This is a genomic window from Sorangium sp. So ce394 (assembly GCF_051474665.1).
Classification (GTDB): Bacteria; Myxococcota_A; Polyangia; order Polyangiales; family Polyangiaceae; genus Sorangium; species Sorangium cellulosum_D.
In genome coordinates, this window is the sequence record NZ_CP150339.1 from 11,682,625 (window position 1) to 11,695,841 (window position 13,217).

Annotated in this window: 10 protein-coding genes; 6 read left to right on the forward strand and 4 right to left on the reverse strand. The window is 72.0% G+C overall.

The features are described 5' to 3' along the window. Positions 1-339: 339 nt before the first annotated feature. Both WMF33_RS43205 and WMF33_RS43210 read right to left on the reverse strand, forming a co-directional pair. Positions 340-1,296: a hypothetical protein gene (locus WMF33_RS43205; RefSeq protein WP_437334057.1), complete on the reverse strand. Its 957-nt coding sequence runs from the start codon at positions 1,294-1,296 to the stop codon at positions 340-342. Between the two features lie 154 nt (positions 1,297-1,450). Next, positions 1,451-2,380: a LysR family transcriptional regulator gene (locus tag WMF33_RS43210; protein ID WP_437334058.1), complete on the reverse strand. Its 930-nt coding sequence runs from the start codon at positions 2,378-2,380 to the stop codon at positions 1,451-1,453. Positions 2,381-2,535: 155 nt separating this feature from the next. Here WMF33_RS43210 and WMF33_RS43215 point away from each other — a divergent pair, with 155 nt between their 5' ends. From WMF33_RS43215 to WMF33_RS43235, 5 genes are all read left to right on the forward strand, one after another. Then, the gene (locus WMF33_RS43215; RefSeq protein WP_437334059.1) at positions 2,536-2,856 is read left to right on the forward strand and encodes a putative quinol monooxygenase; all 321 of its coding nucleotides are present in this window, start codon (positions 2,536-2,538) and stop codon (positions 2,854-2,856) included. A gap of 835 nt (positions 2,857-3,691) precedes the next feature. Next, entirely contained in the window at positions 3,692-4,054 is a 363-nt protein-coding gene (locus tag WMF33_RS43220) for a hypothetical protein (protein WP_437334060.1), read from the forward strand. A 254-nt stretch (positions 4,055-4,308) separates the two neighbouring features. Continuing rightward, entirely contained in the window at positions 4,309-5,772 is a 1,464-nt protein-coding gene (locus WMF33_RS43225) for a sensor histidine kinase (RefSeq protein ID WP_437334061.1), read from the forward strand. Continuing rightward, positions 5,769-7,154 carry a sigma-54-dependent transcriptional regulator gene (locus WMF33_RS43230; RefSeq protein WP_437334062.1) on the forward strand — a complete coding sequence of 462 codons (1,386 nt, stop codon included), beginning with the start codon at positions 5,769-5,771 and terminating at the stop codon, positions 7,152-7,154. The genes WMF33_RS43225 and WMF33_RS43230 overlap by 4 nt, the downstream gene beginning before the upstream one ends. Positions 7,155-7,384: 230 nt before the next feature. Continuing rightward, positions 7,385-8,080, forward strand: a complete 696-nt coding sequence (locus WMF33_RS43235) for a UPF0158 family protein (protein ID WP_437334063.1) — start codon at positions 7,385-7,387, stop codon at positions 8,078-8,080. 107 nt (positions 8,081-8,187) lie between these two features. On the opposite strand, the gene WMF33_RS43240 is transcribed toward WMF33_RS43235, so the two are convergent. Next, positions 8,188-9,207, reverse strand: coding sequence for a hypothetical protein (locus WMF33_RS43240; RefSeq protein WP_437334064.1), 1,020 nt, complete (start codon positions 9,205-9,207; stop codon positions 8,188-8,190). Then, positions 9,204-11,573 (reverse strand): DUF4215 domain-containing protein, encoded by a 2,370-nt coding sequence (locus tag WMF33_RS43245; protein ID WP_437334065.1) that lies wholly within the window; start codon positions 11,571-11,573, stop codon positions 9,204-9,206. The genes WMF33_RS43240 and WMF33_RS43245 overlap by 4 nt, the downstream gene beginning before the upstream one ends. 268 nt (positions 11,574-11,841) lie before the next feature. On the opposite strand from WMF33_RS43245, the gene WMF33_RS43250 reads away from it, so the two are divergent. Further along, the gene (locus tag WMF33_RS43250) at positions 11,842-13,083 is read left to right on the forward strand and encodes a VWA domain-containing protein (protein ID WP_061629686.1); all 1,242 of its coding nucleotides are present in this window, start codon (positions 11,842-11,844) and stop codon (positions 13,081-13,083) included. The last annotated feature ends 134 nt before the right edge of the window (positions 13,084-13,217 follow it).

Genomic DNA, 13,217 nt, shown 5'->3' on the forward strand with positions numbered 1-13,217 from the left:
TCGGGTCCAATCTGGGTTAGTTCCAATCTTGGGTTAGTTCCAACCTGGGTTCGGGACCCAATCTGAGGGGTGCGCCAACCTGGGTCGGGTAGTAGTCAGGTCGCCAACCTGGGTCGGGTAGTCGCCCAACCTGGGTCGGGTCCGGGGGGCGGCGCCAACCTGGGTCGGGTCCGGCGGCGGCGCCGGCGCCAACCTGGGTGGGGTCCGGCGGGTCCGGCGGGTCCGGCGGCAGGTCCGGCGGTGGCGGCGGGTCCCGGGGGATCGAGCACTCGAGCACTCGTGCCAACCTGGGTGCGTAGTCCCACTCGTGCCAACCTGGGTGCGTAGTCCCAGTCCAGCTCACTCCTCCTGGCCGGCCTGCGACCATCCACCGAGCCTTACCCCCGGCGTCCGCTCCAGAAACGCCCGCACGTCGGGCGGCGTCGACGCCCACGCCGCGAGGCGCGCCGGCGTCCTCTCGACCGGCACCACCGCCGAGCGCGAGTACGAGCTCCACGCCCCGTCGCTGCACGCGTAGCACGCGGATCGCGCGAGCTGCGCCGTCAGCCGGAGCGCCCCCCGCTCATCGTAGGCTGGCGCGATCTGCACGAGCTCCGGTGCATCCCGCTCCTGCCCCGCAGCCTCTGCGCCGTCCTCGCCGTCGTCGAGCAGCGCCTCGGCCGCGCTCTGCAGCGCGGTCACGCCGCGCACCTCGGCCAGCAGATCGACGGCCGCGCGCCGCTCGGCGTCCCACGCCACGAACCCCGCGCCCTCGAAGCCGTGCGCCCCGCAGAGGTCCGTATACGTCCGCTCCTCGATGAACAGGTACGGCCCCACGCTCCCGATCAGCGCGGCCGTGTGGTGGATCTCGTTGCTCTCGTCCCCATCGGGCGGCGAAATCACCTCCTGGCGCTCGCCCTTCCCGCGGAGCACGAGCGCCGCGCGGGTCGCCGTGCCCTCGCCCGGTTCGCGCATCTCCCCCAGCCCCATCTCGCAGGCCGACGTCGCCACCTGCTCCTCGCGCGTTTCCCAGCGCCACTCCCCTCGCCGGGTCGCCACGACGATCCCGGGCTCCTCGCGGATCACCGCGCCGCCCTCCGCGAGATGCCACGTCCGCGGCGCTCCGTCGCCCACGCTGCCCCAGACCAGGACGACGCCGCCGGGCGCCGCGTTCCCGGCCGCCTGGGCTTCGGCCGTGCGCTGCGCAGGCGCGACCGGGATCTCGACGGGAACGGGAGATGCGGGCTGCGACCGGGCGGCACAGCCGGAAGTCAGCGTCACCAGGGCGATCAGCGCAGCGGCTCGGATGCACGGCATGCCGGCCCGGAGGAGCACGGCGCGTGCCGCAGAGCACGACCCGGAAAACCCGCGCCGCGCCTGAGGCACGTGTCATCGCAGGCCCACGCCGCGTGGCAGGCCGGCCCCATCGCGCCTCGGCGTGCACCAGCGCACGCGCAGCCCGCGCCGATCCTCACCCGGACGCGCCCGGGCCCTCGACCGGCTCGCAGGCGACGGCCCTCGCAATGGCGGCCCGAAGCCAGCGGTGCCCTTCATCGCGCTCGGAGCGCTCCGCCCAGACGAGCGTCAGCGCATAGCCCGCGATCTCGACCGGACACGGCCGCACCACCAGGTCGAGCTTCGACGCCACGGCTTCGGCGACCCGCGCGGACACGGTGAGCAGCAGGTCGGAGCCGGAGACGATGAACGGAGCGACGAGAAAATGCGACACCGTCAGGGTCACCCGCCGGCGCAGCCCCCGCGCTGCCAGCTCCCGATCGACGACGCCGTGATCTTCTCCATGCGGCGAGACCATCAGGTGCTCGCAGGCAGCGTAGCGCGCCGCCGTGAGCGGCTTCCGGGACGCCGGGTGGCCTCGCCGCATCACGCAGACGAGCCGCTCGGCGGCCAGCAACATGGACCGACACCCGTCGGGCACCGGCCCGCCCCGACCCAGCTTGCCGTCGAGCTCGCCGGAGCGCAGGAGCTCCGCGAAATCCGCCGGGATGTTGCGGCACCGCACGTCGACGCGCGGCGCCTCCGCGGCGAGGAGCCGGGCCAAGGCCGGGAGCACGAGCAGCTCGAGGTTGTCGGTCGCGACGAGCCGGAACGTGCGCCTGGAGCGCCCCGGGTCAAACCGCTCGGCCGGGCTGAAGACCTGCTCGAGGCGCTCGACGGCCTCCGCTGCTCTCGGCAAAAGGTCGCGCGCTCGCTCGCTCAACGTCATCTGCCTGCCGACCTGGACGAGCAGCGGGTCCCCGAAATGGGCGCGCAGCCGTGAGAGCGCGTGGCTCATCGAGGGCTGCGTCACGCCGACGCGGCGCGCGGCGCGCGTGACGCTCTTCTCCTGGAGCAGAGCGTGCAAGGCGACGACGAGGTGGGTGTCCACCGACTGCAGGCGCATGATCGATGGATAGCACGCCAACCCATAGACACCATCGATGGATGGGCGCGCGGACTGTCGATTCGACGGCAGGGCCGCGGCCACGTATCCCTGCTCTCCGGAGCGCGCGCGCCGCCGCACGGAGCGCCTCCGGCCACCCGACCCAGGGAGCTGCCATGATCATCGAGTATATTCGTTATGCCATCCCCGCGGACCAAGAGCAGGCGTTCCTGGCCGCTTATCGCGACGCAGCCGCCGAGCTGCGCGGCTCCGAGCATTGTATCGACTACGAGGTCTCCCGCTGCGTCGAGGATCCGGCGAGCTTCGTCGTCCGCATAAGCTGGGGCTCGCTGGAGGGCCACCTCCAGGGGTTCCGCAAGACGGCGTCGTTCCCGTCCTTCTTCGCCAAGGTGAAGCCGTTCTATGAGCGCATCCAGGAGATGAGACACTACGCCTCGACCGACATCGCCGGCGCGGGGGGCGGCGCCAGCGGCTGACCGATCGCGCGTGTGACGCGCGTGCGATGGGAGCCCTCCTGGCTTCGCGCGGGCCATCGTGCGATGCTCCTTCGGTGGCACGCAAGCTGGCATCGGTCCGGACGCTCGCGCTCGGGCGCCCTCTCTCGCTGCTTCTGCTCCTCGTCCACTGCGCGAGCACGCCGAGCCCGACCGCCTCGACCGCAGCCCCGGCCGCTGCGCCGGGTCGAGAGCCTGATTCGCCCCCTCGGCGCGAGCCCGGCGCCGCGCCGACCGGTCGAGGGCCTGATTCGACCGCCGAGCGAGCGCCACGCCCCGAGCCGACACACGGGCCCGAGGCGACGCACGGCTCCGAGCCAACACCGGCATCCACGTCCGACCACGGGCCGGCCCCTGGCGCCGAGCCCGCGGTGGGAAGCGCGCCGGCGTCCGAGCCAGACCGGAGCCCTGCTCCCAGTCACGCGCCCAGGGCGCATCCCAAACCGCCCAGCAAGCCCGCACGATGCGCTGCTCCGGCGCATCCCGCTCAGAGCTTCGGCGACTGCGGCGCGAGCGACGTCTTCGCCGACGGCTGCTGCTATCCGAGCTTCGAAGCGGCCTGCGCGGGTCTCGGCTGCCCTCCGCGGGCCTGCGTGCGCTTGAAGTCGAGCCCGTTGCAGGCCCGATGCAATCGTTGAAGAACGAGGCGGTGCGGCGCGTCGGCGCCGGAGAGCACGCGAGCGGAGGCGACGTGCAAGGCTGCGCCGAGAGGGAAGCGGTACGCCCGTCTCCATAGGTTGACCAGGCGAGAACGGCGCCAGGCCGCCACGCCGGACGGCGCCAGGCCGCCACGCCGGACGCGGGAAGGACACGAACGATGATCTCCACACCCCCGGAAGGCCCGAACACCGTCAGCGCTCACCGGCGACCATCGCCGCGACGACCGCGGAGGCGCGCGTCGCCCTGGGCTCGCAGGTCCGTCGCCGCCCTCCTCGCGCTCGTCGTGGCCGGCGCCGCGCTCGCGGCCTGCTCCAGGGGCGAAGGCGCGCCGAAGCGCCGCGAGGCAGCGCCGGAGCGCGACAGGGCCTGCACGGATCCAGAGAGGCCCAGGGCGTACTTCTATCCTGCGGAGAACCGGACGGACTACGCGCCCGACGACCCCTGGAAAGACGGCTGCGCCATGCTGGTGCCCGATCACCTGTTCTGCTGCCCGGAAAAGGCGGCCGAGAAGCCGAGGTGAGATCGCGCGCCAGCGCCGTCCACCGCAGCTCCGCCTCCCCGGGTGATCGGCTCTGGGCACAAGCACGGCGTCAGCCCAGCGAGCGCCGGATCTCGCCGGGGAGTCGTGCCGCGCATGACGCCCGACGCGCTCGGCGGCCTGCTCCTGATCCGGAGCCGACGCCCTGCGCTGTTGTCGCAAAATGCGGCATGTCGTACTTTGCGGCGGCCTCGTGCGGGTAGCTCCCCGCGCACCACCTGCGCTACGCCTCCGGCATGAAGCTCGCGCGCAAGCTGACGCTCGCTCTCGTGTTCGGAGTCTTCCTCGTGCTTGCGCTGAGCGCCTACGTCCAGATCCGCAGAGAGGCCAGGATCTTCGAGAACGATGTGCAGCGGGACCACCACACGATGGGCCGCGTGCTGGCCGCCGCCGTGACCGAGGTGTGGCGCTCCGAAGGGCAGGCCCGCGCGCTGCGCCTGGTCGACGATGCAAACGAGCGCGAGCGACAGGTGGACATCCGGTGGGTCTGGCTCGACGAGCACGCGAGCGAAGCGTATCGGCCAGGGCTGGCGCCAGAGCTGCTCGTCCCCGTCTCGATGGGGCAAACCGTCGTGCACAGGATCCCCCGCAAAGACGCGGACGTGCTCATCACCTGCATGCCCGTGCCGGTGCCCGGCGACCGCGTCGGCGCGTTGCTGCTCTCCGAATCGCTGGCGGGCGCGCGCCGGACCATCCGGAGCATGATCCTGAACACCACCGTCACGACAGCCGCTCTGGCGCTGGTATGCGGGTTGCTAACCACGTCCCTCGGAGTCGGGCTGGTGGGACGTCCCATGCGAACGCTGATCGACCAGGCGCGGCGGATCGGCGCGGGTGACCTCTCCCGACGCTTGTCGCTGCACCAGAAGGATGAGATCGGCGAGCTCGGACGGGAGATGAACGCGATGTGCGATCGCCTCGCTGCGGCGAACCAGAAGCTCGAGTCCGAAGCGGCAGCGCGGCTCGCCGCGCTCCAGCAGCTCCGCCACGCCGAGCGGCTCGCCACCGTCGGCAAGCTCGCCTCCGGGATCGCGCACGAGCTGGGCGCGCCCCTCCAGGTCGTCGCGGGGCGCGCACGCATGCTGGTGGACGGGGACGTCTCCGGCGACGAGGTGCCGGCCAACGGACAGATCATCCTCGAGCAGGCGCAACGAATGACCCAGATCATCCGCCAGCTGCTCGATTTCGCCCGGCGCCGCAGCGCGGAGAAGCAGGAAACCCCGCTGGGGAGCGTGCTCCGCAGCACCTTCACGATGCTGAGGCCACTGGCGGAGAAGCAGGGCGTCACGATCGTTCAGGAAGGGGACACGTCGGCGCTGCTCGTCCACGCGGATGCTGACCAGCTCCAGCAGGCGCTCACGAACGTGGTGGTGAACGCCATCCAGGCCATGCCGTCCGGCGGCACGCTGACGGTTGGAGTCCGGGCAGAGCGCGCCAGTCCCCCCGACGACCAGGGTGGTGGGGTCGAGGGGGATTACGTCGCGCTGTCCGTTCGTGACCAGGGAGGAGGCATGCCGGCCGACATCCTCGAGCACATCTTCGAGCCGTTCTTCACGACCAAACCCGTCGGCGAAGGGACGGGGCTCGGCCTGTCGGTCACCTACGGGATCATCAAGGAGCACGGCGGCTGGATCCATGCCGACAGCCGAGTGGATTCGGGGAGCTGCTTCACGATGTTCCTGCCACAGTGGAAGCCATGACGGGGCGCGTCCTGATCGTCGACGACGAGCGCGGCGTCTGCGAGCTCCTCGACGCCGGGCTCAAGAAGCGTGGATTCCGGACGGCGTGGCGGACGTCGGCCGCGGAGGCGTTCGAGCTCCTCGGGGTCGAGGACTTCGACGTCGTGGTCACCGACATGACCATGCGCGGCATGAACGGCCTCGAGCTCTGCGAGCGGATCGTCCAGAACCGGCCCGATCTGCCGGTCATCGTCATCACCGCGTTCGGCAGCCTCGACACCGCCACGTCGGCGATCCGCGCCGGCGCGTACGACTTCGTGACCAAGCCCTTCGAGCTCGACGCGCTCCGGCTGACCGTCGAGCGCGCCCTGCGCCACCGCGCCCTCCGCGAGGAGGTCCGCCGCCTGCGGCGCGCCGTGGCCGACGCCCGCGGGTACGAGCAGATCCTCAGCAGCAGCCCGGTCATGAGGAGCGTGTTCGATCTGCTCGATCGGGTCGCCGACTCGGACACATCGATCCTCATCACGGGAGAGAGCGGCACCGGCAAAGAGCTCGTCGCCCGCGCCGTCCACCAGCGCAGCCGGCGGAGCGAGGGCGCGTTCGTGGCGGTGAACTGCGCGGCGGTCCCGGACGCCCTCCTCGAGAGCGAGCTCTTCGGCCACGCGCGAGGCGCGTTCACCGACGCCAAGGGCGCGAGGAGCGGCCTGTTCGCGCGAGCTCACGGCGGGACCTTGTTCCTCGACGAGATCGGCGAGCTGCCGATCGGGCTCCAGCCGAAGCTCCTGCGCGCCCTCCAGGAGCGCGTCGTCCGGCCCGTCGGCGCCGACGAGGAGATCCCGGTGGACGTCCGGCTCATCGCCGCGACGAACCGCGACCTCGAGACGGCGATCGAAGAGCGCCGCTTCCGCGAGGATCTCTATTACCGGATCAACGTGGTCCACGTCGACCTGCCGCCGCTCCGCTCCCGCGGCGCCGACGTGCTGCTGCTCGCGCAGCACTTCCTCGAGCACTTCGCGGCCGTCAAGGCGAGGCCGATCGAGGGCCTCTCGGCGCCCGCGGCGGAGAAGCTCATGGCCTACGCGTGGCCCGGCAACGTGCGCGAGCTCCAGAACTGCATCGAGAGAGCGGTCGCGCTCGCGCGGTACGATCACATCACCGTCGACGATCTGCCCGAGAAGATCCGGACCTACGCGCGCTCCCATGTCCTCGTCTCGAGCGACGATCCGACCGAGCTCGTCCCCATGGAGGAGGTCGAGCGACGCTACATCTTGCGCGTCTTGGAGGTGGTCGGCGGGAACAAGAGCCAGGCAGCGCAGATCCTGGGCTTCGACCGGGCGACCTTGTATCGAAAGCTCGAGCGGTACGGCATGCGCGGCGGGCGTTCGAGCGACCCGAAGCCGTGACCGTCCGGCCGCCCTGCCGCCGAGCGCGCCTGCGCCGCGCCCCGCCCGACGCGAGCGGCGGTCGCTGAAGGCGCCGCGAGGCGCGCGACTCCGCGCTTCATCGACGTGTTGCACAACGCGACACCCACCGCGGCCAGCGCAGGACGGCTGGCCCTCGAGCGCGCTGCGCAGCGGGGGCGCGCGCCTCCTGCGTGGGTGGCATGAGAGCTGCTTATGGACCACGCGCGAACATGAGCACGACCACGACGGAGTCCGCTGCTGCGGGTCGGAGAGTCCCTGTCGATTGGAGCGCGCTCGCGAGCGCCTTCGATAACACCGCCCAACACATCCGCTATTTTCTCCACCTCGAGACAGGCGCCTTGATCCGGCTGGTCGACGGGCTCGCCGATCCGGACACGCGCGTCCGCGTCGAGGCGGATCCGGCCTGCGTGCGCGTCGAGGCCATCGCTGCGCGGGATCAGTATCGATGGCTGCAGGCGTTCATCCCGACGGTCGACGAGATCGAGCTCCAGGCGCTGCTCCTGCAGTGCCTCCAGGGGCCGGGTTCATTTCGGCGGTTCAAGGCCGTGCTCTCCGGCAGGCCGGACCAGCTCCGCCGATGGCGCGCCTTCCGGATGGAGCGGATCCACGCCGCCATCCTCCAATGGTTCGAGGCCCGCGGCCTGATACCCGCGTCGTTCGAGCGCGCCTGGCCCGGCGCCGGCGGCGAGCCCATGCGATCTCGCGACGTCGACTCGGCTCGCCAGCAGCTCCACGCGGTGACGAGCGACCTCGCGCCCGGCGACCTCCACGCGGTCACGGCGCTCGCGGAGTTCCTGCGCGCGACGCGCTCTGGCCTTCACACGCCCGTGGTCTCGTCGAGGAGAGGCGCAGGGCGACCCGGTGGCCTGGGCCCGCCACGGCGGGCGATGCAGACGCGAGGATGAAGGGTATCCATGACCAACAAGGTGTGATGAGCGCTCACGCGCCGGACGAGCGCCGGCGCCCGACGACGCTCCCCCCTGCCCGCCGCGCCGCCGGGCACACCGCCGGATCAGAGGGCGAGCCGAGCTGAAAGGCCGGCCACGTCGCCCGGCAGCACGGGCAAGAGCTCGATCCGAACACCGCCTCGATCGTCGGTGCGGTGGGACTGGGGCCCGTTCATGAGGAGCAGCACCGTCCCCGTGATCATCGCCGCCCCACCCGCGACGAACGCGCCGATCGCCAGCCGGTTCTCGACGACGCTGGCGTCGTACGCGTCGCGGGCCGACGGCGTGCACCACGGGTCGCACCCGCCCCCGAGGCGCCGGTCGGCGTCCCGGTGGTGCACGTCGGCCTGCCACCACAGGCCGGCGCCCGCGACGCCCAGGGCCGCGCCGGCCCCGAGCGTCGCCCAGGGGACCCACGGAGCCCACCGCCGCTCGGCGATGACGGCGTCGACGCTCAGCGTGACGCGGCCCGAGGCCTCCTTGCCGGCGAGCACGAGGACGGGCTTCACGACGGTGAAATACCCCTCCTTCCTCGCCGTGATCACGTGCTCTCCGGGCGTGATCATCCGGCGCGCGGCGCCCGGGCCGACGAACCACGGCTTGCCGTCGAGCAGCACGCGGGCCCCCCGCTCATCACAGCGGATCTCGATGGCGGCGAGCTCGTGCTGCACCAGCGCCCGCAAGGTCGAGCGCGCCTCCCGCTCCTGCTCGGGGGTGAGCGAGCCAGGCCCCCATTGCAGCGACAGGCGCAGGCTCTCGTGGGCGAGGAGCGGCAGCCCGATGCTCCGGAGCACCCGCGCCAGGTAGAGCCGGAGCTCGGGGTGCTCCCATGAAGCGAGCGCCTCCTGGTACTTCTCCCGCGCCTCCGCCAGCATCATCCGCCGGTGCAGGTCCCGCGCCTCGTGGAAGAGCGCGTGCGCCCTCTGCTTCCGCTCCTCGGAGACGCCCCGGTGCCACGGCGGCAGCGCGGGCGGCGCCTGGGCGCGCGCGGGCGCGGCGACCGCGGCCAGCAGCGCGAGCGACACGAGCGCCGCCGCGCGGCGGCGGCGCGCTCTCTGGAAGGAGGGAGCCTGCGCGGCCTTCACGGCGGCGCCATCCGGGTATGACGGTAGATGACGCCGCCCTCGCCGACGATGAACGAGGTGCCGCCGTCGCCCCACACGTCGAGGAGGTGACGGTCCGTCGTGGAATTGAGCTTCAACCAGGAGATGCCGTCATAGTGCAGGAGCGTGCCCCGCTCGCCGACGGCGAAGACGTCCTTCGGCCCGCTCCCCCACACCGCGAGCAGGCGCGCGGACGTGGGCGACTCCATCGGCCCCCAGCGCCGGCCGTCATAGCGCAGGATCGTCCCGCTCTCGCCGACGGCGAAGACGTCCTCCGGCCCGCTCCCCCACACCGCGCGCGGGAGCGCGAACTCGGGCGAGGCCATCGGCTCCCAGCGCTCGCCGTCGTACCGCAAGATCGTTCCGCTCTCGCCGACGACGAAGACGTCGTTCGGCCCGCTCCCCCACACGGGCCCCAGGTTCACCTGCACGGGCCTCGCCATGGGCTGCCAGCGCTCGCCGTCATAGTGCACGATCGTGCCCGCCACGCCGACGGCAAACACGTCGTCTGGCCCGCTCCCCCACACGCCGAACAAGAGGTCGAGCGTGGACGACTCCATGACTTCCCAGCGCTCGCCGTCGTAGTGCAAGATCGTCCCGCTCTCGCCGACGGCGAAGACGTCCTTCGGCCCGCTCCCCCACACGCTCGATAGACCGGACGACAGGGGCGTATCCATGAACGCCCAGCGCTCGCCGTCGTAATGCACGATCATGCCGTTGTCGTCGATGGCGAAGACGTCCCTCGGCCCGCTCCCCCACACGCTGACCAGCGCCTCCGGCGTGGGCGATTCCATGGGCTGCCAGCTCTGGCCGTCGTGATGCACGATGGCGCTGTCGATGCTGACCGCGAACACATCGCTCGGGCCGCTCCCCCACACGCCGTACAGCAGCTTCGAGGGGACCACCATCGGCTCCCAGCGCTCGCCGTCATAACGCAGGATCGTGCCTGCCAGCCCGACGGCAAAGACGTCCCGCGGCCCGCTCCCCCACACGCCGTACAGGGCCACGGACGCCGGCGACGCCATGGGCTCCCAGCGCTCGCCGTCGTAATGCACGATCTCGCCGTCCTCACCGACGGCGAAGACATCGTTGGAGTCGCTCCCCCACACGCCGAGCAGCGCTGCCGGTGTGCGCGAATCCATGCGCTGCCAGCCGTCGCCGTCGTAGCGCACGATCTCGCCGCGATCGCCGACGGCGAACACGTCGCGCGGCCCGCTCCCCCACACGCCGTACAGGGCCGCGGACGCCGGCGACGCCATGGGCTCCCAGCGCTCGCCGTCATAGCGCAGGATCGTGCCTGCCAGGCCGACGGCGAAGACGTCCTCTGGCCCGCTCCCCCACACGCGGAGCAAGACCGCCGTCGTGGACGAGTCCATGGACGCCCAGCGCTCGCCGTCGTAATGCAGGATCGTGCCGCGATTGCCGACGGCGAACACGTCGCGCGGCCCGCTCCCCCACACGCCGCCGAGCCACATCGGAGAGGTCGAGTGCATGGGCTCCCAGCGCTGACCGTCGTAATGCACGATCGCGCCGGCGTCGCCGACGGCAAAGACGTCGTTCGGCCCGTGTCCCCACACGGCGAGCAGCGGCGCCGTCGTGCCGGGCTCCTGGAGACGCCAGTTCCAGTCCCCGCACGACGCCGTCGAGAGCCCATCGCACGCGCTCGTGCAGCCGGGCCGGCCGAAATCATAGCGCAGCGCCGCGCAGGGCGTGGTGATGAGCGCCCCCGGATCGCACGCCTCCTCCTCGGCCACCCGCCCGTCGCCGCAGTGGACCTGGCAGTCGTCCCGGCAGTACCCGCCGGACGCCGCGTTCTGCGCCCCGCGGCACTGCGCCTCGACGGGCAGGACGTCGCCCGCGCCGCAATCGCACGTCTCCCCGCGCACCCTGTCGACCACCCCGTTGCCGCACCGCTCGTCGGAGCGGCAGTCGGCGCTGCAGCCGTCGCCGTCCCGCGCGTTGCCGTCGTCGCAGACCTCCTCCAGCGCGGGATCGACGACCCCGTCGCCGCACTGCTCGTCGGACCGGCAGTCGGCGCTGCAGCCGTCACCGTCCGCCGTGTTCCCGTCGTCGCAGATCTCGACGCCCTCGACGACCCCGTTGCCGCAGAGGTCGCGCTTGCCGGGGGCGAGGCACAGGTGCGTCGCCTCCCGGGTCAACACGCACTCGTGATCGACGGCGCAAAAGCCGTCGCCGCACGGGACCCCGCCCTCGAGGCACGCAGCCGCGACCGCGACCGGCGCCGCCGCGAGCGCCATCAGGGCCGCACGGCGGAGCGCCCCGCCGCGACGGCGTCCCGCGGCGCCCCCGCCCGACCGCATGCCCCGCTTCCCCGTCCGCGCCCGCATCGTCCCCTCGCCCTCCTCCGCCGCGCGCCCGCCCCACCCGGCCGCTCGCTCCGTCCCCCGCCCGCGGCGCGCGGGACGCCGCCGAACGCGCGCGATCCGGCGCGCCCGATCTCCTTGTGCCCGTCCGCCGCGCCCCCTATTCTGCCTCTGTGCAGCGCGCGCGCACAGCGCGCTCGACGGCTCGTTGCATGCGCCCCGGGACGGCTTAACGGGCTTCCGCCAGACAGGTCCTCTGGACAGTTCGCGACCCCCTCGACACCCCGCCGCGATGAGCGCCCGCAAGCCCGGAAAAGCCCCTCCGCCCCCCTCCCCCGCCGCCGCGCCGGACGACCTCTCCGACGCCGACCGCGACGCGCTCTTGCGCTGGCGGCTCGCGCTCGGCCCGGAGGCCGAGCGGGTCGACCCGCGCCTCTCCCTCGGCGGCCTCGGCGGCGCGGCGCCCGCCCTCCACGTCGACCCGCGGCGGCTCGGCGACCTCGACAAGGCCCTCTCGTTCATCTACGACGAGCGCGCCGGTAATCTCGGCGGCTCGCGGCCTTACGTGCCCGAGTGGCTGTCCGCCGTGCGCGAGTTCTTCAGCCACGACATCGTGGCGCTCGTCCAGAAGGACGCCATCGAGAGAAAGGGGCTGACTCAGCTCCTCTTCGAGCCCGAGACGCTCCCCTTCCTCGAGAAGAACGTCGAGCTCGTCGCCACCCTCATGAGCGCGCGAGGCCTCATCCCCGACGCCGCGCGGGAGACCGCCCGGCAGATCGTGCGCGAGGTCGTCGAGGAGGTGCGGCGCGCGCTGGAGTCCGAGGTCCGCACCGCCGTCCTCGGCGCGCTGCGGCGGAACACGACGAGCCCCCTGCGCGTCCTCAGGAACCTCGACTGGAAACGCACCATCCGCAAGAACCTCAAAGGATGGGACGCGGACCGGCGCCGCATCGTCCCCGACAAACTCTATTTCTGGGCGAACCAGACGCGACGGCACGAGTGGGACGTCGCCATCCTCGTCGACCAGTCGGGCTCCATGGGCGAGAGCGTCGTCTACAGCTCCATCATGGCCGCGATCTTCGCGTCGCTCGACGTCCTCCGCACGCGGCTCCTCTTCTTCGACACCGAGGTCGTCGACGTGACACCCATGCTCGTCGATCCGGTCGACGTGCTGTTCACGGCGCAGCTCGGCGGCGGCACCGACATCAACCGCGCCGTGGCCTACGCTCAGGCGAACTTCATCGAGCGCCCCGAGAAGACGCTGCTCATCCTGATCACCGACCTCTTCGAGGGCGGCAACGCGGAGGAGCTCATCGCCCGGATGCGCCAGCTCGCCGACAGCAAGGTGAAGTCGATCTGCCTGCTCGCGCTGTCCGACAGCGGCAAGCCCTCCTACGACCACGAGATGGCGCAGAAGCTCGCCGCCCTCGGGACCCCTTGCTTCGGCTGCACGCCAAAGCTGCTCGTCAAGGTGGTGGAGCGGCTGATGAGAGGACAGGACCTCGGCCCGCTGCTGGAGGCCGAGGCGCGGTAAAACCACGGAGGCACAGAGGACACAGAGGCTCTTCTCTTTCCTCTGCGTCGTCTGTGCCTCCGTGGCCCCCGCCTGGCGGGGCCTGAGCCCGATCGGCGCGCCTCGGGACGTCGCCTTCGTCAGCGAAGGCGCGC